Origin of the sequence: Streptomyces sp. JH14, from assembly GCF_029428675.1 — a bacterium.
Taxonomy (GTDB): domain Bacteria; phylum Actinomycetota; class Actinomycetes; order Streptomycetales; family Streptomycetaceae; genus Streptomyces.
Window position 1 is genome coordinate 5,682,170 of record NZ_JAJNEL010000001.1, and the last position, 21,728, is coordinate 5,703,897.

The 21,728-nt window shown below is 70.4% G+C and carries 20 protein-coding genes and 3 pseudogenes; 18 read left to right on the forward strand and 5 right to left on the reverse strand.

Annotated elements, in window-relative coordinates:
- Positions 1-2 precede the first annotated feature (2 nt).
- From LRD69_RS25710 to LRD69_RS25750, 9 genes are all read left to right on the forward strand, one after another.
- The gene (locus LRD69_RS25710) at positions 3-743 is read left to right on the forward strand and encodes an enoyl-CoA hydratase/isomerase family protein (protein WP_277328906.1); all 741 of its coding nucleotides are present in this window, start codon (positions 3-5) and stop codon (positions 741-743) included.
- The gene (locus LRD69_RS25715) at positions 740-1,600 is read left to right on the forward strand and encodes a 3-hydroxyacyl-CoA dehydrogenase family protein (protein WP_277328907.1); all 861 of its coding nucleotides are present in this window, start codon (positions 740-742) and stop codon (positions 1,598-1,600) included. Before LRD69_RS25710 ends, LRD69_RS25715 begins: the two co-directional genes overlap by 4 nt.
- A gap of 429 nt (positions 1,601-2,029) precedes the next feature.
- On the forward strand, positions 2,030-3,016 hold the full coding sequence (paaA, locus tag LRD69_RS25720) for a 1,2-phenylacetyl-CoA epoxidase subunit PaaA (RefSeq protein ID WP_277328908.1): 987 nt from the start codon (positions 2,030-2,032) through the stop codon (positions 3,014-3,016).
- Positions 3,013-3,306, forward strand: a complete 294-nt coding sequence (gene paaB / locus LRD69_RS25725) for a 1,2-phenylacetyl-CoA epoxidase subunit PaaB (RefSeq protein WP_030927360.1) — start codon at positions 3,013-3,015, stop codon at positions 3,304-3,306. The genes paaA and paaB overlap by 4 nt, the downstream gene beginning before the upstream one ends.
- A gap of 9 nt (positions 3,307-3,315) precedes the next feature.
- On the forward strand, positions 3,316-4,146 hold the full coding sequence (gene paaC, locus LRD69_RS25730; RefSeq protein ID WP_277328909.1) for a 1,2-phenylacetyl-CoA epoxidase subunit PaaC: 831 nt from the start codon (positions 3,316-3,318) through the stop codon (positions 4,144-4,146).
- Positions 4,140-4,655, forward strand: a complete 516-nt coding sequence (gene paaD / locus LRD69_RS25735) for a 1,2-phenylacetyl-CoA epoxidase subunit PaaD (RefSeq protein WP_277328910.1) — start codon at positions 4,140-4,142, stop codon at positions 4,653-4,655. Before paaC ends, paaD begins: the two co-directional genes overlap by 7 nt.
- Positions 4,655-5,773: a 1,2-phenylacetyl-CoA epoxidase subunit PaaE gene (paaE, locus tag LRD69_RS25740; RefSeq protein WP_277328911.1), complete on the forward strand. Its 1,119-nt coding sequence runs from the start codon at positions 4,655-4,657 to the stop codon at positions 5,771-5,773. Before paaD ends, paaE begins: the two co-directional genes overlap by 1 nt.
- A 517-nt stretch (positions 5,774-6,290) precedes the next feature.
- Positions 6,291-6,467: a hypothetical protein gene (locus LRD69_RS25745; RefSeq protein ID WP_277328912.1), complete on the forward strand. Its 177-nt coding sequence runs from the start codon at positions 6,291-6,293 to the stop codon at positions 6,465-6,467.
- A gap of 115 nt (positions 6,468-6,582) precedes the next feature.
- Positions 6,583-7,641: a vWA domain-containing protein gene (locus tag LRD69_RS25750; RefSeq protein WP_277328913.1), complete on the forward strand. Its 1,059-nt coding sequence runs from the start codon at positions 6,583-6,585 to the stop codon at positions 7,639-7,641.
- Between the two features lie 461 nt (positions 7,642-8,102).
- Here the strand turns inward: LRD69_RS25750 and LRD69_RS25755 are convergent, their stop codons facing one another.
- Positions 8,103-8,882 (reverse strand): MerR family transcriptional regulator, encoded by a 780-nt coding sequence (locus LRD69_RS25755; RefSeq protein WP_277328914.1) that lies wholly within the window; start codon positions 8,880-8,882, stop codon positions 8,103-8,105.
- Between the two features lie 6 nt (positions 8,883-8,888).
- Here LRD69_RS25755 and LRD69_RS25760 point away from each other — a divergent pair, with 6 nt between their 5' ends.
- Together LRD69_RS25760 and LRD69_RS25765 are read left to right on the forward strand one after the other, a co-directional pair.
- The gene (locus tag LRD69_RS25760; RefSeq protein ID WP_277328915.1) at positions 8,889-9,188 is read left to right on the forward strand and encodes a hypothetical protein; all 300 of its coding nucleotides are present in this window, start codon (positions 8,889-8,891) and stop codon (positions 9,186-9,188) included.
- A 228-nt stretch (positions 9,189-9,416) separates the two neighbouring features.
- Positions 9,417-9,539, forward strand: a pseudogene (locus LRD69_RS25765) (IS5/IS1182 family transposase); the annotation flags it as partial.
- 217 nt (positions 9,540-9,756) lie between these two features.
- Here the strand turns inward: LRD69_RS25765 and LRD69_RS25770 are convergent.
- A complete protein-coding gene (locus tag LRD69_RS25770; RefSeq protein WP_277328916.1) occupies positions 9,757-10,272 on the reverse strand; it encodes a hypothetical protein in 516 nt (171 codons plus the stop codon).
- A 532-nt stretch (positions 10,273-10,804) separates the two neighbouring features.
- Here LRD69_RS25770 and LRD69_RS25775 point away from each other — a divergent pair.
- The 4 genes from LRD69_RS25775 (at position 10,805) to LRD69_RS25790 (ending at position 14,115) form a co-directional block, all read left to right on the forward strand.
- Positions 10,805-11,335 (forward strand): toxin-antitoxin system HicB family antitoxin, encoded by a 531-nt coding sequence (locus tag LRD69_RS25775; RefSeq protein WP_277328917.1) that lies wholly within the window; start codon positions 10,805-10,807, stop codon positions 11,333-11,335.
- Positions 11,336-11,416: 81 nt separating this feature from the next.
- Positions 11,417-12,262, forward strand: coding sequence for a DUF4097 family beta strand repeat-containing protein (locus LRD69_RS25780; protein WP_277328918.1), 846 nt, complete (start codon positions 11,417-11,419; stop codon positions 12,260-12,262).
- A gap of 81 nt (positions 12,263-12,343) precedes the next feature.
- A complete protein-coding gene (locus LRD69_RS25785; protein WP_277328919.1) occupies positions 12,344-13,327 on the forward strand; it encodes an ATP-binding cassette domain-containing protein in 984 nt (327 codons plus the stop codon).
- The gene (locus LRD69_RS25790; RefSeq protein WP_277328920.1) at positions 13,324-14,115 is read left to right on the forward strand and encodes an ABC transporter permease; all 792 of its coding nucleotides are present in this window, start codon (positions 13,324-13,326) and stop codon (positions 14,113-14,115) included. The genes LRD69_RS25785 and LRD69_RS25790 overlap by 4 nt, the downstream gene beginning before the upstream one ends.
- Positions 14,116-14,304: 189 nt before the next feature.
- Here the strand turns inward: LRD69_RS25790 and LRD69_RS25795 are convergent.
- Both LRD69_RS25795 and LRD69_RS25800 read right to left on the reverse strand, forming a co-directional pair.
- Positions 14,305-14,784 (reverse strand): annotated as a pseudogene (locus tag LRD69_RS25795) (sigma factor-like helix-turn-helix DNA-binding protein); the annotation flags it as partial.
- 41 nt (positions 14,785-14,825) lie between these two features.
- Positions 14,826-15,644 carry an IclR family transcriptional regulator gene (locus LRD69_RS25800; protein WP_277328921.1) on the reverse strand — a complete coding sequence of 273 codons (819 nt, stop codon included), beginning with the start codon at positions 15,642-15,644 and terminating at the stop codon, positions 14,826-14,828.
- 145 nt (positions 15,645-15,789) lie between these two features.
- Here LRD69_RS25800 and LRD69_RS25805 point away from each other — a divergent pair, with 145 nt between their 5' ends.
- The 3 genes and pseudogenes from LRD69_RS25805 to LRD69_RS31085 all read left to right on the forward strand — a co-directional run.
- Positions 15,790-16,734 (forward strand): 5-dehydro-4-deoxyglucarate dehydratase, encoded by a 945-nt coding sequence (locus LRD69_RS25805; protein ID WP_277328922.1) that lies wholly within the window; start codon positions 15,790-15,792, stop codon positions 16,732-16,734.
- Positions 16,731-18,023 (forward strand): glucarate dehydratase family protein, encoded by a 1,293-nt coding sequence (locus tag LRD69_RS25810; protein WP_277328923.1) that lies wholly within the window; start codon positions 16,731-16,733, stop codon positions 18,021-18,023. Before LRD69_RS25805 ends, LRD69_RS25810 begins: the two co-directional genes overlap by 4 nt.
- A gap of 51 nt (positions 18,024-18,074) precedes the next feature.
- Positions 18,075-18,244 (forward strand): annotated as a pseudogene (locus LRD69_RS31085) (MFS transporter); the annotation flags it as partial.
- Between the two features lie 295 nt (positions 18,245-18,539).
- Here LRD69_RS31085 and LRD69_RS25815 read toward each other — a convergent pair.
- Entirely contained in the window at positions 18,540-21,650 is a 3,111-nt protein-coding gene (locus LRD69_RS25815; RefSeq protein WP_277328924.1) for an alpha-N-acetylglucosaminidase TIM-barrel domain-containing protein, read from the reverse strand.
- Between the last annotated feature and the right edge of the window lie 78 nt (positions 21,651-21,728).

Below are 21,728 nucleotides of genomic sequence, written 5' to 3' on the forward strand. Positions count from 1 at the left end.
CCATGACCTACGAGACCCTCCTGGTCGAGGAGCGCGACGACCGGGTCGTCGTCACCCTGCACCGGCCCGACGCCCGCAACGCCATCAGCGGGCAGATGATCGCCGAACTGCACGACGTCTGCGCCGAGCTGGAGCGTCGGCCGAGGCTGCTGCTGCTCACCGGCCACGGCCGGGTGTTCGCGGGCGGTGCCGACATCGCCGAACTGCTGGGGCGCGGCCGCGACGAGGCACTGCAAGGCATCAACAGCCGTCTGTTCGAGCGGGTGCGCCGACTGCCCATGCCGACCGTCGCCGCGGTCGACGGCTGGGCCCTGGGCGGCGGCGCCGAGCTGGCCTATGCCTGCGACCTGCGCATCGCCGGACCCGATGCCGTGTTCGGCAACCCCGAGCCGGGGCTCGGCATCCTCGCCGCGGCCGGGGCCTGCTGGCGGCTGCCCGAGCTGGTCGGCGAGTCGGTCGCCAAGCAGGTGCTGCTCGCCGGACGGAACCTCGACGCGCAGGCCGCCCTGGCCGCCGGGCTCGTCATCGACGTCGTACCGGCCGAGAAGCTTCTGGACGAGGCGCATGCGCTGCTCGACCGCATGGCCCGTTCCTCCGCCATGGCGTTGCGCCTGACCAAGCTCGTCGTCGACTCGCCCGGCGCCCACCCGGTCGCCGACGACCTGGCGCAGGCCGTGCTGTTCGAGGGTGAGGACAAGAAGGACCGTATGACCCGTTTCCTGGAGAAGAGGAGCCGAAAGTGACCACCAGCACCGCACCGGCTGTCGTCGGGGTAATCGGTGGCGGCCGCATGGGCGCAGGCATCGCCCAGTCCTACGCGACCGCGGGGTCGACCGTCACCGTGGTCGAGAACGGTGCCGAGGCCGCGGCCGCCGCCCTGGACCGGGTGGCCACGGGATTGAAGCGGGCCGCCGAACGCGACCGGCTCGACGAACCGGCCGACGAGATCCTCGCCCGGGTGTCCACCGTGCAGTCGGTGGACGCGCTGCCCGCCGAGGCCGACCTGGTTGTGGAGGCCGTTCCCGAGGACTCCGCGCTCAAGGCCCGCGTCCTCGTCGCCGCCGAGCAGGCGGTGAGCGCGACGACGGTGCTGGCCAGCAACACCAGCTCTCTGTCCGTCACCGAGCTGGCCGCCGCCCTCACCCGTCCCGGCCGCTTCCTGGGCATGCACTTCTTCAACCCGGTGCCCGCCTCGGAACTGGTGGAGATCGTGGTGGCGCCGGGCACGGACGCCGCCACGACCGAGGCGGCCCTGCGCTGGACGCGCTGCCTCGGCAAGAAGGACGTCGTCGTCAAGGACTCGCCCGGTTTCGCCAGCAGCCGTCTCGGGCTCGCCCTGGGCCTGGAGGCCATCCGCATGGTCGAGGAAGGCGTCGCCGAACCCGAAGCCATCGACGACGCGATGCGCCTCGGTTACAAGCACCCCATGGGACCTCTGCGCCTGACCGACCTGGTCGGTCTGGACGTACGCCTGGCCATCGCGGAACACCTGCACGCCACCCTCGGTGAGCGGTTCGCCCCGCCGCGCCTGCTGCGCGAGAAGGTCGCCCGGGGCGAACTCGGCCGCAAGACCGGACAAGGGTTCTACACATGGCGGTGAGCGACACGGCGCAGGCCGACGAAACGCACCGCCGAATACACCGTGCGGCACGGCGTCGCCGTCGTCGAACTGCGTCGGCCGTCGGTGGGCAACGCCCTCTACACGCCCCTCCGCCGCAAGCTGTCGGCCGCCGTGGGGCAGGTACGCGCCGACGGCGAACAAGTGCGCTCGGTTCTGCTCGGCCGCGCAGGGCAGGCACTTCTGCGTCGGGCAGGACCTCAAGGAGCACGCCCCCGCCCTTCAGCCCCGTCCCGGGAGGGCCTTCTCCGTCGTGCGCGTGGAGTACAGCCCGCTGGTGACCGAGCTGCGTGCTCTGCCGAGGAAGTGACCGCCTTCACCGGAATCGACCGCATTCCGGCACTTGCCGGAACCCAGGAACCTCGTTATATCATCGACCGAACGAACGGTCGGTAGGGATCGGTGGTACAGATGACTGCACAGCAGGCCGACTCGTCGGCCGCACTTGACGCTCCACCTGCGCTGCAGGAGCTCTTCGAGTCGACGATCGCGCGGGACCAGCGGATCGAACCGCGTGACTGGATGCCCGACGGCTACCGGAAGACACTGATCCGACAGGTGGCGCAGCACGCCCACTCGGAGATCATCGGCATGCAGCCGGAGGGGGACTGGATCACGCGGGCACCGTCCTTGCGGCGCAAGGCGATCCTGTTCGCCAAGGTGCAGGACGAGGCAGGTCATGGCCTGTACCTGTACTCGGCGGCGGAGACGCTGGGCGTGGACCGGGCGGATCTGACCGAGCGGCTGATCGAGGGCCGGCAGAAGTACTCGTCGATCTTCAACTATCCGACCCGGTCGTTCGCCGACGTCGGGGTGGTCGGCTGGTTCGTGGACGGCGCGGCGATCTGCAACCAGGTGCCGCTGTGCCGCAGCTCCTACGGGCCGTACGCGCGGGCGATGGTGCGGATCTGCAAGGAGGAGTCCTTCCACCAGCGGCAGGGCTACGAGCTGCTGATGACGATGATGCGCGGCACCGAAGCACAGCGGGAGATGGTGCAGGACGCGGTGGACCGCTGGTGGTGGCCGTCCCTGATGATGTTCGGCCCGCCGGACGACAACTCGCCCAACTCCGCGCAGTCGATGGCGTGGAAGATCAAGCGGCACAGCAACGACGAACTGCGCCAGCGGTTCGTCGACATGACCGTCCCACAGGCGGAGAAGCTCGGCGTCACCCTGCCCGACCCGGAGCTGCGCTGGAACGCCGAGCGCGGCCACCACGACTTCGGTACCCCCGACTGGGACGAGCTGATGCGGGTCATCAAGGGCGACGGGCCGTGCAATGCCGAGCGGACCCAGCGGCGGCGCGCCGCGCATGAAGAAGGTACCTGGGTGCGGGAAGCGGCTGACGCGTACGCGGCCAAGCAGGCGGCCCGCGCGGAGAAAGGAGTGTCGGCATGACCGGCGAGAAGCGGGACTGGCCGCTGTACGAGGTGTTCGTGCGTGGCAAGCGCGGGCTGAATCACGTCCACGTCGGCTCGCTGCATGCGGCCGACGACCGGATGGCGCTCACCCACGCCCGGGACCTGTACACCCGGCGCAACGAGGGCGTGTCGATATGGGCGGTGCGCAGCGATGACATAGCGGCCTCCACCCGCGACGAGAAGGACCCGTTCTTCGCGCCCAGCGCGGACAAGGTCTACCGCCATCCGACCTTCTACGACATCCCCGACGACGTCCCCCACATCTAGGAGCAGGGCATGAGCGACGACCACGTCTACATGACCCTCGCCGAGGAACATGAGGACGACACCCGCTGGGCCTACGGCACCGGCTTCGAGGACCCCCTGCACGGTGTGGACACCACCGTCCCGGACGGCGTCGACGCGGTAGACCTCGCCGCGCTGTGCGTGGCCCTCGGTGACGACGCGCTGGTGAGCGCTCAGCGGCTGGCGGAGTGGACCACCCGGGCACCCGAGCTGGAGGAGGAGTTGGCCCTCGCCAACATAGGCCTGGACCTTCTCGGGCAGGCCCGCCTGCTCTACTCGCGCGCCGGTCAGGCCGACGGCACGGAACGCGGTGAGGACGCCTACGCCTGCTTCCGCGACCCCGACGACTTCCGCAACGTGACCCTGGCCGAGCTGCCGCGCGGCGACTTCGCGTTCAGCATGGCGCGGCTGCTGGTGCTGTCCAGCTGGCGGCTCGCCCACTTCGAAGGGCTCACCGCCTCGCCCGACCCGGTGCTCGCGGCGATCGCGGCCAAGGGCGTGAAGGAGCTGACGTACCACCGCCAGTACGCGGCCGAGTGGGTGATCCGGCTCGGTGACGGCACCGAGGAGTCGCACCGCCGTATGCGGGCCGGGCTCCAGCAGGTGACCGCGTACCTGGGCGAGCTGTTCGACGCCTATGACGCCCGGGAAGAGGTCCTCGCCGTTCTCCGGCAGGTCGCCGACGCGGCGGGACTCGCCCTGCCGGAGATGACCCCGGGCGACGGGGGACCGGGACGCCAGGGCCGGCACACGGACCACCTCGCCCCGCTGTTGACGGAGCTGCAGTCCGTGGCGCGCGCCCACCCGGATGCGACATGGTGACCGTCCTCGGGCATGCGCGGCGCGCCCGGCACATCGCCGAGCAGGTGCCGGACCCCGAACTGCCCATGCTCACCCTGGCGGACCTCGGTGTACTGCGCGAGGTCGAGGTCGGAGACGACGGTACGGTCGTCGCGAGCCTCACCCCGACCTACTCCGGCTGCCCCGCGATGGCCGAGATGCGGGCCGGGGTGGCCGCCAGCCTGAGGCAGGCCGGCTTCGCGCATGTGGAGGTCCGCACGGTGCTCGACCCGCCGTGGACCACCGACTGGATCACCCCCGAGGGGCGGCGCAAACTCGCCGAGCACGGCATCGCCCCGCCCGGCCCCGCACCGCGTCGTGAGTCCGGTCCGGTGCCGCTCTCGCTGTCGCCGACACGGCGCCAGGTGGCGTGCCCGCGCTGCGGCTCGGCGGACACCGAGGAGAGCTCCCGGTTCGGTGCCACTTCCTGCAAGGCGCTGTGGCGCTGCCGCGCCTGCCGCGAGCCGTTCGAGTACGTCAAGGAGATCTGATGGCAGACCTGTTGGCCCCTGCCGGCGAGGCCCCGGCTCCCGGGCGGCGCACGCGTCGCCGCCCGGCCTTCCACTCCCTGCGGGTGGCGGCCGTGCAGCGGTTGTGCGCGGATGCGGTCGCGGTGAGTTTCGACATCCCCGACGAGCAGGCGGAAGAATTCGCCTTCGCGCCCGGCCAGTCGCTCACCCTGCGCCGCCAGGTGGACGGACGCGACGAGCGGCGCTCGTACTCCATCTGCTCCCCGGTCGGCGCCCGGCCTCGGATCGGGGTGCGTGTGGTGCCCGGCGGGCTCTTCTCCTCCTGGCTGGTGGACGAGGTCCGCCCCGGCGACGTCATCGAGGTGATGGCCCCGACCGGCGTCTTCAGCCCGGACCTGTCCGCGCCCGGCCACCATGTCCTGGTCGCGGCCGGTTCCGGCATCACCCCGATGCTGTCCATCGCGGAGTCGGTCCTCGCCGCCGACGACCGCTCCCGCGTCACCCTGTTCTACGGCAACCGCCGCACCGACTCGGTGATGTTCGCCGACGAGCTGGCCGACCTGAAGGACCTCCACCCGGGCCGTTTCCAGCTCGCGCACGTGCTGTCTCGCGAGCCCCGTGAGGCGGAGCTGCTGACCGGACGGCTCGACGCCGACCGGCTGGCGGCCCTCGTCGACGGGCTGGTCGACGTGTCCGAGGCCGACCACTGGTGGCTGTGCGGTCCGCACGGCATGGTCCGCGACGCCCAGAAGGTCCTGGCCGGGCTGGGCGTGCCCGACGAGCGGGTCCACCAGGAGCTCTTCTTCGCAGGTGAGGAGCCGGTGGCATCCGCACGCCGGGAGGAGCGGGGGCCCGACGGGCCGGTCAGCGAGGTCACCGTCGTCCTGGACGGCCGCTCCACCACCTCTCCGCTCTCGCGTGAGGAAACCCTCCTCGACTCGGCCTCGCGGGTCCGGCCCGACCTGCCGTTCGCCTGCAAGGGGGGTGTCTGCGGCACCTGCCGGGCCCTGGTCACCTGCGGCGATGCGGACATGCGGCGCAACTACGCGCTCGAACCGGCGGAGGTGGAGGCGGGGTATGTGCTGACCTGCCAGACGTTCCCGGTCTCCGAGGCCCTGGCCATCGACTTCGACAGCTGAGGAGCGGTTGGCCAGGGCCTCGCCCGGAGGTCGCGGAGGGTGTGGGCACGCTCCGCCTGGACCGGCCGCCGATGAACGCGCCTAATTCGCGGGCCTGTTCGCAGGACCGCGAGCGGGGGATGCGTAGTTTCGTGGAAGACGGACCAGGGAGAGCGAAGTTCCGCTGATCTGACCTGCCGAGCCTTGTCGGTGTGATCGGCGGCCTCGCAGGGACGCGCTCGTAGTGCTTCCGGCTCCCGGACCGTGTGAGGTCGCGTGCCGTTGCGGCGCAGAGGCGCTCACCGGGACGGCCGGGGCGTCACGATGTCGTGAGGGCGAGGCCGCCCGGATCACCGCTGGATTCCGAACCGAACATCCGGTGGGTCGACCACTCGACGCAGACGGTCGGCGCCGGGCAGACCGGCAGTGGGAACCTTTCCGTGCTGGGCGGAACCGGAGTCGGGGCTCGGACAACGATCGAGCGCCGGCCGACGGGGGCTGCCAGGTTCACCCGCAGCAAGGACGCCGACCACCGCCTGTGTCTGTCGCCGTCACCGGCCAAAGCCCCGGCCCGCTGCGCCGTTTCAACGCTCTCGACGCAGACCGCGTCCCGGCGGCCCTTGCCGAGGAACGAACCCGGGCGGTGGCCGACGAAGCGCAGCTTGCTGGGGATGACGTCCTCCACGTCGGCGCCGGCATCGAGACGGCCGCCTGATCTTCTCCTGGGTGTCTGGCCCGATCGCCAGGTGATCGTGCGTCAAACGCCGTTGTCAGTGCCTCCCCATAGGGTTCAAACATCACTCAGGGAGCCTCGGAGAAGGAGCAGAAACGTGTCCGCCAACAAGATCCAGCACAAGGTGAATCACGTCGCGCTGGTAGTGGACTGTTCGGGTTCCATGCATCAGCACCAGGGTCAACTCATACGCGTCGTAGATGAGTTCGTAGCGGGGCTGAAGGCCGAGTCGGACAGCCTCGGCCATGAGACCCGGATCAGTCTCTACTCCTTCGACCACAAGGTGGAGAACCTGGTCTGGGACATGGACGTGAAGCATCTGCCGTCCATGCGGGGGCTGTACAAAGTCAACAATGGCGCTACGGCCCTCATCGAGGCTTCTCTGAAGTCCTTGGACGACCTGGGGCATATCTGGGAGGAATACGGCGAGCACAGCTTCCTCCAGATCGTGGTGACGGACGGCGAGGAGAACGCTTCCGGCGGCGACAGGCGGCACGACGGCGACATGACCATCCTCGGCCCCTGGCTCGACAGGATCGCGGCGAAGGTGGGCGGGCTGCCGGGCCACTGGACGTCCGCGATCCTCGTTCCGAACTCCCTGGCGAAGCGCACCGCCCAGAATTACGGGTTCCCGGCCGGCAACATCGCCATCTGGGATGCGGACTCCCAGGAGGGCGTCGAGGAGGCGATCGGCACGGTGCGCGCTGCGGCCACCAGCTTCCTCCGGGGACGCGAGCGGGGCGTACGCGGCACGAAGAACCTGTTCGCCGTCGGCCAGGACATATCGGTTGACGAGGTGCGTGCGAACCTCGAACCGATTCCGGCCGACAGGTATCGGCTCCTGAAAGTCGACAAGGAGGTCGAGATTCGGTCCTTCGTCGATTCGCATCCCGGCGTGACGTACGAACGCGGTTCTTGTTACTACCAGTTGGGCACCCGGGTTCAAGTTCAGCCCGACAAGGAAGTCATCGTGGTCGAGAAGGACACCGATCGCGCCTATACGGGCGATGCGGCGCGCAGCCTTCTGTTCGGTACGGGTATCCGGGGGACCGTCTCCGTGAAGGCGGGGAACAATCCCAAGGTGGAGGTGTACGTGCAGAGTCGTTCGGTGAACAGAAAGCTCAAGCCGCAGACACGTCTGCTCATCATGCTCTGAAATCCAAGACGAGAGCGAAGAGCGGGTGGTCCAGGGTCCGCGTGGCGCCACGGCGCCTCTCTCGCACGGCGGGCCGGGTGCGACCGCTCTCGTGCTATGGCGAACCGAGCCGCTTCCTGAAGCCTTTGCAGGCTAGGGCCGCCAGCCGGAACCAGTGGCTGCGGCACCGGCGGGACCGGCCCCAAACCTCACCCCCTCAGGGTTGTCCCGTAATCCCTGGCGGGCGCACGACGAAAGCTACGGCACCTCGCCGTGTTGTCGGAACGCCCGAATACGAGAACGGTATGGGGACGCCCCTCCGCCTTGCGATGCACCGCATCTGACGCCGCGCGCTGATCCACCAGGGATGACGGGACAGCCCTCAGCGGAGGCACGACTTCGGGGGGCGACAGAGAAGTGGGCGGCAGGAGAGGGGGCGGCGAGCAGGTCCGGCCGGCACCACGTTCACCGCTTACGTCAGGTCACTTCTTCAGTTGCGCGCGAATGAGCGTGTCGAGGCGTTGCCATGCCGGGGACGAGGCGTTGACCGTGCCCTGGACGAGGGCGGGGATCTCTGAGGTGGCGTCCAGCTCGGGTGGTTCGTCGGATCCGTAGCGGTCCCGGGTCGCCTCGACGATCCGGCGAGCGAGGTCGGAGATGCGGGGGTCGTCGGGCACGAGGTCGTGCGCGTGGTCGTAGTCGAGGAGGAGCTGCCGCAGAGCGGGGTCGGACAGGCTCTGGGCCTGGTCGTGGAACAGGGTGATCGCGCGGTCCGGGTGAGTGGCGAACACGAGGATCCACAGGTCTCGTTGGAGATCCACCCAGCGACGGGAGAATCCCCAGTCGGCCAGGTGCTCCAGGTGGGCTCCGACCTCGGTGGGCAGCGGTGCCGGCTGCCCGGCGGCGAGCCGGCGCAGGCGTTTCTGCACGGCCCGGATGCTTCGGATGCGGGCCGTGAGTTCGTCGTCGATCTCCCGCAGCGCCTGCTCGTAGTCCTCGGCGGTCGCCGCTCTCAGCTCACGGATGCGGGCCAGCGGAACGCCGGCTTCGGCAAGGGTGCGGATCTTGATCAGGTCGATGACATCGTTTGCGCCGTAGCGTCGGTAGCCGGACGCGTCGCGCTCGGGCTCGGGGAGCAGCCCTTTGTCATGATAGACGCGGATGGTCTTGATCGATACGCCGACGTACCTGGCCAGCTGCCCGATGGTGATCACCCGGTCATCGTCGCACTTGACCTTGCCCCTGGGGCAGGGTTGCAGCATGGCGTCATGGCGAACATGAATGGTGATAGGGAGACCCTGCGCGAGCTGGCCGACGAGGGCAACGAGGCCGCTCTGGACCGGCTGGCCGACCTGGTCGACGCGGCTGGTGACGTCGAGGAGTTGAGCGAGCTGTTGGATGAGGGATCCATGCGCGCCGGGCTGCTGCTCACTCGGCGTGCGGTCGCGACCGGCGACCTCCGCGAGCTGCAGCGCATCGCCGACGCCGGATACGACGAGGCCGAGAACGAACTGGACCGGCTGTTGAAGGCGCCGGCTGACACTGCCGACCGCGCACCCCGTATGTGAGGGGCACCCCATGCACGCTCAGCGGCACCCAGTGGGCGTCTCGTCGCGGATATCGACGCAGATCCATGGGGTGGCGGGCCACCTCTGCCGCCGGATGGCCTCGGACAGCATCAGCTCGTACGAGACCGGGGCATGGGGTGGGGAGATCTGACGCATGCGGAGCGGCCCGGCCGAAGTCGCGTCCACCCGAGTCGAGGTAGCGGTTAGGGCGTTGGGCGAGTCACCTCCAGCGTGGTCCACGGGATCCTGTCCCGTGAGCGGACCGGGGTGCTGTGGCGGAATCTGCCCGTGCGTTTCGGGCGCCGGAAGGGCGCGTACGAGCGATCGGCGGACGGTGCGTGCGACCGGATCCACCGCGGCTGTCCCGCCAGCCATCGTGAACTGCACCAAGCGGGTGCCGCCGCCTTGGTGCCGAAGGCATGGGCGACGGTTTCCGCGGTGCAGGCGCCGTTGAGGTCCAGCGACTGCCCGTCCTCGGCGGCCGGCCACCTCCGGGAGTGGCAAACCCATGGCTTATGGGGTGCTTTCCGGCGCTCCGGCCCGTGCGGTACGCCGCCCTGCGGAACGGTCAGGCGGCGTAGCAGAGCACCTCAGGGTCGGCCGGGGTCGAGGCGTGGGCCACGGTCGCGTGCACGGGGCGCGCGATGGCCGCGGCCTGCGAGCGGTTCCGCGCGAAGACGACGAGACGCAGCACCGCGAACCGCGCGATACCGGCGAGTGCGGAGGCGGACAGATAGACGACCTGCTCGAGCACCGCACCGGGTGCCGCCGCCAGCTGCTGCAGGACAAGCATCGCCACGCAGGTCACCGCGTACGCGGCCGCCGCAGACCCGGCCGACTGCACATGCTGGCGCCAGGTCGCCCGCCCGCCCGCGCCGAAGGTGAAGCAGGCGTGCAGCTCGGTGGCTAGGAGCGTGGAGACCACGGTGATCAGAGCGTTGGCGACGACCCAGGGAATCCAGGAAGCGAGGGCAGCTACGGCGAAGCTGGAGGCGACTCCCACCCCACCGCCGCAGAGCACGAAGCGGGCGAAGGCGGTGAAGGCGCCGGGTGCCGTCTGCTGCTGGCTCTGTGCTGTCTCCATGGTCCGACCCCTTTGATGGCTCACTCTGTGAAACGCGCACTCCTCGGCTGTGGGGCCGAGGCTGCACCCCCATGGCGCCATAGTGGCACACGAATGGCGCCATGGGGAGTCACTTATTGGCGGCGCGTGTGCCGCCCGTGGCGTCATGGCGTCTTGGAGGTTGCACATGTGCAGGTCGGCGACTCGGTGCAGTGTGGGTGCGCGCCAGGGGCGTGGCGCAGGCTCCTTGCTGCCGGGGGATTTGCGGGCAAGGGGGTGAAGGTGGTCCCCTGTGGCGCCCGACCGCACGGGGCTCTGTGATGGGCTGCCAGAATCCAGCCGTCGCTTCCGGCGGGTCTCGCGATGCCGGTGGGAGTGGTCAGGGTCCTCGACAGTTGCGCCCAGCAGGGCCAGGAGGCTTCATGTGGTGCCGTGTTGATGCGGATCGATGTCGGCACGTTTTCGCAGGTCGAGGTCGCTGGGTTAGCCCTGGACGGCAATCGCTCCGCTTGCAGGCTTGCGTGTGGCGCCATGATGGTGCCACTATGGCGTCATGGACCTCACGCCGTATGTCGACAACCTCCGCCGCGAACTCGCGGTGGCCGCCGAAGCCGGCGGCGAAGAAGCCCGCGAGCTGGCCGAGCGGCTCACTGCTCCTCTGGAGTCGGCGACCCGCCTGACGATGCTCAATGTGCTCTCCGCCGCGATGGACGAGATCACCCGTGAACTCGCCCCCGGATCGGTCGACGTACGACTGCGCGGGCTCGACCCCGACTTCGTGGTGACGCGGCCGGCGGGCGACGAGGCGTACGAGGACAGGAGCGGGCCCGCCGAGCCGCTCAGGGCCCCGGCCCCGGCGCCCGCCGACGGCGACGACAGCGGCACCGCCCGCGTCAATCTGCGCCTGCCCGCCCACCTCAAGGCGCGCGCCGAGGAGGCCGCGAGCCGCGAGGGCCTGTCGGTCAACGCGTGGCTGGTACGAGCCGTCTCGGCCGCGGTCGACGGCGGCACCCAGCCGCGTACATCGGAGAAGACCCGCACCACCCGCACCGTCGGACAGAGCTTCACGGGCTGGGTGCGCTAGCCGCGCCCCGCCCGCCCCACTTCACCCGCACCACGTCCCACCAGCAGGGACGCCACGAAGACCCAAGAGGACGGGACAGCCATGCCTTCTTTCGACACTCCCCAGCCGATCTCGGTCACCGCCAATGTGGCCGCCGGTTCCATCCAGTTCTCCGCGAGCGACCGCCTCGACACGGTCGTCGAGGTGCGGCCCCGCGACCCGAAGAAGGACAAGGACGTGCGGGTCGCCGAGCAGACCGAGGTCACGTACGCGAGCGGTGTGCTGACCATCAGGACGCCCAAGGGGCGCTACCTCGTCGGGCCCACCGGCAGCGTCGACGTGACGGTCGAACTGCCCACCGGCTCCCGCGTCGACACGACCGGTTCCTGGACCCAGGTGCTCGGTGAGGGCCGGCTCGGCGAGGTCCGCGTGAAGACGTCGTCGGGTGACGTCCGCCTGGATGCGACGGGTCCGCTGCAGCTGACCGCGTCGCACGGCTCGATCACCGTGGACCAGGTCGAGGGCCTGGCCGAGATCACCACCAGCTCCGGCAGCCTGCGCGTCGGTGTGGTGGATGGCCCGGCCGTCCTGAAGAACTCGCACGGCACCACGACCGTCGGCGCCGCGATCGGCGAGCTGCGGGTGAGCGGAGCCAACGGCGACATCGACATCCAGCGCGCCGAGAGCTCGGTCACCGCGACCACCGCGCACGGCACCCTGCGCGTGGGCGATGTGGCACGTGGCACCGTCCAGTTGGAGACCTCCTACGGCGCCATCGATGTCGGCATCCGTGAAGGCACGGCCGCCTGGCTCGACGCCAGCTCGGGCAACGGGCAGGTGCGCAACGCGCTCACCGCGTCCGACAGCCCGGACAAGTCCGAGGACACCGTCGAGGTCAAGGCCCGCACCCGCTACGGCAACATCGACATCCGCCGCGCACGGGCCTGACCTGCCCGACCGCCTTGCAGTCAAGGCCACTTCACCGCTCACCACTCCTTCGAAGGGGAGGGCCCCGTGCCTTCATCTGTCATGCCCACGCCCAGGCAGGGTGACGGCCGGCAGCCGCCGGCTGCTGTCTCCGCCGTCGGGCTGCGTAAGTCGTACGGCGACAAGACCGTGCTCGACGGCATCGATCTGGCCGTGCCGGCCGGGACGGTGTTCGCGTTGCTCGGCCCGAACGGTGCCGGCAAGACCACCGCCGTGAAGATCCTGTCCACCCTGATCTGCGCCGACGGCGGCCAGGCCCAGGTCGCGGGCCACGACCTGGCCGCCGACCCGCAGGCCGTGCGGGCCGCGATCGGTGTCACCGGCCAGTTCTCCGCCGTCGACGGGCTGATCACCGGCGAGGAGAACATGCTCCTCATGGCGGACCTGCACCACCTGCCCAAGCGCGAGGGACGGCGGGTCGCCGCCGAACTGCTGGAGCGCTTCGACCTGGTGGAGGCCGCGAAGAAGCCCGCCTCCACCTACTCCGGCGGCATGAAGCGCCGCCTCGACATCGCGATGACCCTGGTCGGCAACCCCCGGATCATCTTCCTCGACGAGCCGACCACCGGACTCGACCCGCGCGCCCGCCACACCATGTGGGGCATCATCCGCGAACTCGTCACGGGCGGTGTCACCGTCTTCCTGACCACCCAGTACCTGGACGAGGCCGACGAACTCGCCGACCGCATCGCGCTGCTCAACGACGGCAAGATCGCCGCCGAGGGCACCGCCGAGGAACTCAAGCGGCTCATCCCCGGCGGACACGTCCGGCTCCGCTTCACCGACCCGACCGCGTACCAGAGCGCCGCCTCCACACTGGGCGAGGCCACCCGGGACGACGAGGCGCTGTCGTTGCAGATCCCCAGCGACGGCAGCCAGCGCGAGCTGCGCTCGATCCTCGACTGGCTGGACTCGGCCGGCATCGAGGCGGACGAGCTGACCGTGCACACCCCCGACCTCGACGACGTGTTCTTCGCCCTGACCGGCTCCGGCACGCCCAGCAAGACCAAGGAGGATGTCCGATGAGTTCCCTGCCCCTCGCCGTGCGCGACTCGTCCACGATGTTGCGGCGGAATCTGCTGCATGCGCGGCGCTACCCGTCCCTGACGCTGAATCTGCTGCTCACGCCGGTCATGCTGCTGCTGCTCTTCGTCTACATCTTCGGCGACACCATGAGTGCCGGCATCGGTGGCGGCGGCGCCGACCGCTCCGCGTACATCGCGTATCTCGTCCCGGGCCTCCTGCTCATGACCATCGGCAGCACCACGATCGGCACCGCGGTCTCCGTCTCCAACGACATGACCGAGGGCATCATCGCCCGCTTCCGCACCATGGCGATCCACCGCGGCTCCGTGATCATCGGACACGTCGTCGGCAGCGTCCTGCAGTCGATCATCAGCGTGGTCCTCGTCGGCGCCGTCGCCGTGGCCATCGGCTTCCGCTCCACCGATGCCACCATCCTGGAGTGGCTCGCGGCGTTCGGACTGCTCACGCTCTTCGCCACGGCGCTCACCTGGATCGCGGTCGGCATGGGCCTGGTCAGCCCGAACGCCGAGGCCGCCAGCAACAACGCCATGCCGCTGATCTTCCTGCCGCTCATCTCCAGCACCTTCGTCCCGGTCGACGCGATGCCGGGCTGGTTCCAGCCGATCGCCGAGTACCAGCCGTTCACCCCGGCCATCGAGACCCTGCGCGGGCTGCTGCTCGGCAGCGAGATCGGCCACAACGGGTGGCTGGCCGTGGTCTGGTGCCTGGGGCTGGCCGCGCTCGGCTACGTCTGGTCCAAGTCGGTGTTCAACCGCGATCCGAAGTAGGCGGCAGCAGCTTGCGGGCCGCGGCCTGCAGATCGTCCCACTCCAGGGCGGCGTACTCCCGACACCGCGTCGGCGTACGCCGCCCCATCGGCGTTCTCTGCCGGCTGCCGGGTACGCGGGCCGTCTCCCAACCCAAGTTCACTCGCTCTTGCCGGGCTAGTGCCTGATGCATGTCAGGATGCACCGCGACTACGAGATCCGGCGGTTGCCGCCGGACAGGCTGAGGGCATCGGGGGTGAGTACGGCTTCGAGTGAGGCCATATCCCCTGATTGAGCCGCTGAGAGGAAGGCGTTCAGAAGGCGTCGGTGCTCCGTCGTGGTCACGTTCTCCCGCTGACCGTCCGACAGGTGCTTGCGGGCACGGCTCACGATCTTTCGCACGTTGACGAGGCTGAGCTGCAGGATCTCGGCAATCGCGGAATAGGCGTAGTCGAACGCCTCGCGCAGTACGTACGCGGCACGCTCGGTGGGGCTCAGCTTCTCCAACACCAGCAGCAGCGCCAGATCCAGGTCCTCCGCACGCTGCGCACCCACCTCCGGGTCCGCGTCTGTGTCGATGGGCTCGGGCAGCCACGGCCCGATGTAGGTCTCCCGCCGCACGCGCGCCGATTGTGCGACGTTGATGGCCAAGCGGGTCGTGGTGCTCGACAGGAAGGCCACCGGGCTGACCGCCACGGAGACCCGGGGTGAGGATGCGGGAGCCCGGCTGCTCAGCGCCAGTCGACCCCGCCCGCACCCCCGCCCTGCGCCAGTGCTGTCTCGATCTCCTCGCGCACCTTCTGCATCACGGTCACGATCCGCCGCTCGCGCTCCTCGGTGAGCCGCGCCACCGGCACCGAGCAGCTGATGGCATCCCCCGCCGGCGCCTCGCCGTTCACGCGCAGTGCGAAGCCGAATCCGACGATCCCGGTGACGCCCTCCTCACGGTCGATCGAGTAGCCGCGCGCCCGCACCTGCGCGAGGTCGGCGGTCAGCGCGGCCGGCGTGGTGTGGGTGCAGGGGGTCAGTGCCTCGTACGGCGCGTCCGGCAGTTCCGTGTCCGGGTGCTCGGCCAGCAGCGCCTTGCCGAGTGCGCCCGCGTGGGCGGGCAGCCAGCGCCCCACCCGGCTGATGGTGCGCAGATACTCGTGCGACTCGCGGGTCGCGAGGTAGGCGACGTCCATGCCGTCGAGGCGGCCCAGATGGATGGTCTCGCCGAGCTGCTCCGAGGCATCGTCCAGATACGGGCGCACCATCCGGACCACCGGGTCGGTGTCCAGATAGCTGGTGCCGGTGAGCAGCGTGCGCAGACCGATCCCGTACAGCGAGCCGGTGGCATCGGTGCGCACCCAGCCGCGTGCGATCAGCGTCTGCAGCAGCGCGTACATGGAGCTGCGCGGCACGCCCAACTCGGCGGCGAGTTCCTGCAGGCGGGCGGGCCGGTCGCCGCGGGCGGCGAGGAGTTCGAGCAGTTCGACCGTGCGGGCGGCCGATTTCACCTCGCGCACGCCGGACTCATGCGGCCGGATGGGCACAGCGGATTCGGACATGGGTCGATCGTACGTACCGTCCCGACCTGCGGGTCCGCACGTCCGCTCCAGGGGAACCGCCGGCCCGGACCCATTGACGGAGCGTTGTCCCCGGCCTACTGTCCATCCTCATGTGCGAACGTCATCTACATACGGAGACAGGATCGTGACACGGACCACCCTCGCCGACACTGCGGCGCGGCTGCGCGACGGCATGGCCCGCGGCGTGCTGTCGTTCCCGCTCACCAGCTTCCACGCCGACGGCTCGCTCGACCTCGACGGCTTCCGCAGCTATCTGGCCGGACAGCTCGAAACGAACCCCGGCGCAGTCTTCCCGGCCTGCGGCACAGGGGAGTTCAGTGCCCTCGACGAGGACGAATACCGTCGGGTCGTCGCGGCCGCCGTGGAGGTGACGGCGGGCCGTGTTCCGGTCGTAGCCGGTACCGGCTACGGCTACGCCCAGGCGCTGCGCTTCGCCCGTATCGCCGAAGAGGCCGGAGCCGACGCGCTCCTCGTCCTGCCGCACTACCTCAACAAGGCCCCGCAGGACGGCCTGGTCGAGCAAATCCGCCGGATCGCCGACGGCACCCGGCTGCCACTCATCGCGTACCAGCGCGACCAGGTCGTCTACGACGCGGCGACCGTCCGCCGGATCGCAGAGATCCCCGGTGTCATCGGCCTCAAGGACGGCCACAGCGACCTCGACCGGCTCCAGCGCACCACCCTCGCCGCCCCCGACGGCTTCCTCTTCTTCAACGGCGCCCCGACAGCCGAACTCCAGGCCCGCGCCTATGCGACGGTCGGCATCCCGGCCTACTCCTCGGCCGTCCACGCCTTCGCCCCGGAGATCGCCACCGCCTTCTTCCAGGCCGTGTCGGCGGGCGACGACAACGGCGTCGACAAGCTGCTCGCCGACTTCTACGTCCCCTTCGTGGAACTGCGCGACCGGCGCCCCGGGTACGCGGTGTCCCTGGTCAAGGCGGCGGCCCGGCTGCGCGGCCGCCCGGTCGGACCGGTCCGCGCGCCCCTCACCGACCCGACCCCCGCAGACCTCGCGGACCTCGAAGCGCTGCTCACCACCGGCCTGAACCTCGTTGGAGCCACCCGATGACCGACCTGACGATCACCGACGTCCGGCTGACCCCGATCCTCGTCGCCGACCCGCCCCTGCTGAACACCCAGGGCGTGCACCAGCCGTACACCCCCCGCCTGATCATCGAGGTCACCACCGCGGACGGGATCACCGGTCTCGGCGAGACCTACGGTGACACCAAGTACCTGGAGCTGGCCCGCCCGTTCGCCGAGAAGCTGGTCGGCCGGTCCGTCGCAGACCTCAACGGCCTGTTCACTGTCGCGGACGAGGTCGCGGTGGCCGAGGAGCGAGTGGCGAACCAGGTGGATGTGGGCGGCCTGCGAGGTGTCCAGACCGCCGACAAGCTGCGGCTGTCCATCGTCTCCGGCTTCGAGGTGGCCTGCCTGGACGCGCTCGGCAAGGCACAGGGCCTGCCGGTCCATGCCCTGCTCGGTGGCAAGGTGCGCGACGCCGTCGAGTACAGCGCCTACCTCTTCTACAAGTGGGGCGAGCACCCGAAGGGCGTCGACTCCGAGCCTGACGACTGGGGCGAGGCCGTCGACCCGGCCGGCATCGTCGAGCAGGCACGCAAGTTCACCGAGCGCTATGGATTCCGCTCCTTCAAGCTCAAGGGCGGCGTCTTCGAGCCCGAGCAGGAGATTGCGGCGATTCGCGCCCTCGCCGAGGCGTTCCCCGGAAACCCCCTGCGACTCGATCCCAACGGCGCCTGGTCCGTCGAGACCTCCCTCGAGGTCATCGAGGCGCTGCAGGACGTCCTGGAGTACATGGAGGACCCCACGCTCGGCACGCCCAACATGGCCGCCGTCTCCGCCCGCACCGACGTGCCGCTCGCCACCAACATGTGCGTGACGACCTTCGACGAGGTCAAGGAGGCGTTCACCCGCGACGCCGTCCAGGTCGTCCTGTCGGACCACCACTACTGGGGCGGCCTGCGCAACACCCGCGAACTCGCCGCCATCTGCCGCACCTTCGGCGTCGGAGTGTCGATGCACTCCAACACCCACCTGGGCATCTCGCTCGCCGCGATGACACACGTGGCGTCCACGGTCCCGAATCTGCACCACGCCTGTGACTCGCACTACCCCTGGCAGTCCGAGGACGTGCTGGACGAACGGGTCACCTTCACGGACGGCAAGGTGACCGTCTCCGACGCCCCGGGCCTCGGCGTCACCCTCGACCGTGACAAGCTCGCCGCCCTGCACCAGCGCTGGCTGGACGACGACGGCACGATGCGCGACCGCGACGACGCGGCTGCGATGCGCGTCGCCGACCCGGCCTGGGAAACCCCGGCCGTGCCCCGCTGGTGACACCGGCTGCCTGACGAGAGCCGGGGATTCCCACCCCCCCGGCCCCGGCTCATCGCGCTGGTCAACTCCATCGGCAACCTTGGCGGCTTCGTCGCCCCGACCGCCATCGGCATTCTGGAGACCACGACGGGTCCACCAAGGGGGGCCTGGTCGGCCTCACCGTGGTCGGAATTCTCGCCGCACTCAGCCTCCTTCTCGTGCGGGGAGGCGGCCGGAACGACAGCGTGGGCGGCGGCGCCGCACCGTCGGCAGCGGCCGAAGCCGATCCCGGCGCTGTTCACAAAGGCCATGGCGGTGGCCACGACCCCCCCAGCTGATCATGATCCGGGTGAGCCGGACGGCTGTCCTCGGTGGGAACCGTCGGCCTTCCGGGCGATGCCGCCTGGCGCGTGGCCGTTGGGGCCTCTGCACGCTCTGGTCGTCCGCCGGGCTGGTTGCAGCCGAAATCCGTGCAGACGTGCGGCTTCCGCCGTGGGCCTGTTGTGCGTGGTGTGCGGTACGGGCGATCCGGCCCGTTCAGATCCGCAGCCGGTCGAAGGTCACGATGCCCCGCTTGTCGGTCCAGCCGTTGGCGGCGGTCATGAAGGCGCCCACATCCTGGATGGCGGCGGCGTTGCCGGGTGCCGCGGTGCCGACCGCGGTCCATGTGATGCCGTCCGTGCTGAACTCGCCCTTGTACACGGCCCCTTCGCGGGTGAGCCGCAGATGGACGGGGGCCGTCACGGAACCGCCGGCCGTCGCGATCGAGTCGAAGGACCCGTTGCCGTCCGCGTCCCAGGTGAGCACACACCCGTTGGACGGTGTGACCGCGAGGTTCACGTATCCCGCGGAGCCGCTCCCGGTCAGATCGTTGCGGACGATGAGTCCGGTCCGGGCCCAGCCGCCGGTGGGGTCCTGGGAGGTGATCCGCACGGATGCCGAGGTGCCGTCGGCGAAGGCACCGGCGCGGTACACCGCGCCGAACTCATCGGTGGCGCCCCACAGATCGGCTCCGGCCCCCTCGATCGCGAAAGCCTCGCCCGACTGTCCGAAGACCGCGTCGTTGAAGGACACCGTTCGGTACGGCCCCTGGACCCCGGTGCCCGCCATGAGGCGTACCGCTCCGACCGCCGAGCCCCCGGAACGGCCCATCCGGTAGGCGGCGTCGGCGCGTACACGGACGACCAGGTCGCGGGCCGCACCGGTGAGGGAGACCGTGAAGCGTCCCGTGAACGAGGCGCCGGATGCCACGGACGCGGTGGTCACCGGGCCGTCCGGCTCGGCGGTGAGGCCGTCCGGGAGGTCGAGGGAGAGGGTGACGTCCTGCGCCGCGGTGAAGCCGTTGCGGTTGGTGAACGTGACCTCGACGGTGGCCGGGCGTCCCGCGGCGACCGCGCCCTGCCGGGCGGACACCGTCAGCGTGGCCTGGTGGGCGCCGTGGGCGAGGGTGTCCCTGACGCGGCGTGCGAGGGAGTGGACCGAGCCCGACGTCCGCACCGGATACGGGTCGTGGCCGCGTGCCCACGCGTCGTCCAGGGCGAACCAGTCGATGTCCGCGGGCCGCCGGTTCTCGGCGAGCGCGGCGGCCAGCTCCGTGAAGTACGTCTGCCAGCGGGTGCGGTAGAGCCCTGCGACGAGGCCGGACCACTCGCGGTTGGCGTAGTCGTGCAGGCCCTCGTCGCTGCTGGCCCGGCCGCCCCAGGTGGTGAGGATGGACCGGGCGTCGTACTCGAGCCGGTCCTTCTCCGCCCCGTCGGCACCCCAGGAGCGCGCATCGGCGAGCCAGCGTCCGAGCAGGTGCTGCGGGGAGGCGGCCAGCGCCTCGTCCAGCAGGTTCATCCAGTCGAGCCAGGTCTTCGTCAGCTGCCGGAACAGTTGTGCGTCGCCGACGTCGTACGCCGCCTTGATCTGCGGCAGCAGGACCCGGCTGCGGTTCGACAGGACCTGCCGGGCCACGTCGAGCAGATCGTGGCGGTAGGCGGAGCTTTCCCTCAACCGGGGTGCGATGTGCAGGAGTTCGGTGAGGGCGCGGTCGAAGGCGGCGGTGTCGTAGCGTTCGGCGGCCGGGCTCCAGGAGGCGGCGCTGCCGGCAGTGAGGCCGGGCCGCGCCGCGAACAGTCCGTCGGGGGCCTCGCTCCAGGAGTCGGCGCGGCGCATCCCGTACGCCGTGTCGCGCAGCACCTGCCAGGCCGCGGCGGCGTGCGGGTCGACGCCCCCGTACCGGGACGTGGCCCACCGCCCGAACCAGTCGTCGAGGTCGAGGGTGCCGGGCGACCAGGCGAGGTCGGTGAGCAGGGCGAGCGCGGCTGGGTTGTTGTCGGCGCCCTCGGGCATCACGGCGATCCCAGCGAGCTTGCTGCCCTCCTTGTCGCGCCACGCCGGGTAGGTCTCCACCCAGTCGGGGGTGTTCGCACCGAGGGCGGTGTGCCCGCCGAAGTTCCAGATGCTGCCGTACGCGTACGGGGTGCCCGCCCAGTCGCTCTCGCGGTCGGTGACCGTCGCGTACCGGTCGGACAGGCCGTCGACGATCAGCATGCGGGACTTGTCGACGGCGTCGAGGATGTCGCGGCGCGGGTTGGTCTGCCAGCCGAGGATGACCCAGACCGCGCCGGGATGCGCGGTCTGCAAGGCGGTCTCGACGGCGCGTGCGGCCTCGCCGACGGGGACGTCGCCGGCCTGTCCGCCTTCGTGGAGGAGGTCCATCTTGTACAGGGAGCTCTGGCCGAGCCGCCCTTCGAGCCGGGCGTAGAACGCGGCGCCCACCTCGGTGAAGGCGTCGGTGCGCGGGTCGAGCCAGTCCGGCCGTTCGAAGGCGCCCCAGGTTCCCTGGGGGACGACCATCGCGCCGGGGTGCTTCCCGGGGAACCCGTCGGGGACGGTCCCGTACCAGCCGGGCAGCACCGGGGTCATGCCGAGTTCGCGCACCCGGTCGGCGATCCTGCGGCCGAGGTCGGCGCGGCGTTCGAGGAGCCCTCTGCTGACCGGGCCGCCGAACTCGGACATGTTCTGCAGCAGCCACCAGGGTTGATGGGCCGGGGCGGGGATCCAGGACAGCAGCTCGGCCTCGGAGTAGCCGAAGGTGCGGAAGGTGTCGTAATAAGCGGCGTCCGCGCCGACCGTGACGAGGACGGAGTTGAAGCCGTGCAGCGCGAGCACGTCGAGCTCCCGCTGCCAGGAGTCCCAACTGCGGTAGGGGCCGGTGTAGCCCTCGTTGGTGTCGTTGAAGACGAACCGGTGAGCCACGTTCGCTGCGGCGGTGATCTCCTCGGTGGGGGCGGGCAGCCGGCGCGGCAGGTTCAGCTGCTCGCCGTTCCAGGAGGCGGAGGCGTGGGCGACGTCGCGGAGGTAGCGGTGTACGCCGGTGAGGAGGACGGAGGGGCTGGTGCCCTCGACGACGATCCGCCCGCTTGTGCCGGTCACCCGGAACCGGTCGCCGGCGCCGGTCATGGCGCGGAGCGCGACCTGGCGGTGGTGCCTGGGCAGCAGCCGCCGCAGGGCCGCCTCGGCGGGCGCCGTGTCGAAACCTTTGCCGGCACCGATGGGCACGGCCGCCGTGACACCCGGGTCGGACAGGACCAGCAGGGCGCCGCCGAGTGCGGCCGTACCGGTGAGAAGACGTCTGCGGGTGACACCTCGACGGTCGTTCACGAAGATCCTCCCGGGTCGGGCGGTAGCGAGTGGCGGCTGCGGAGCGCGGCAGGCCGGGCGCGCCCCAGCAGACGGCAC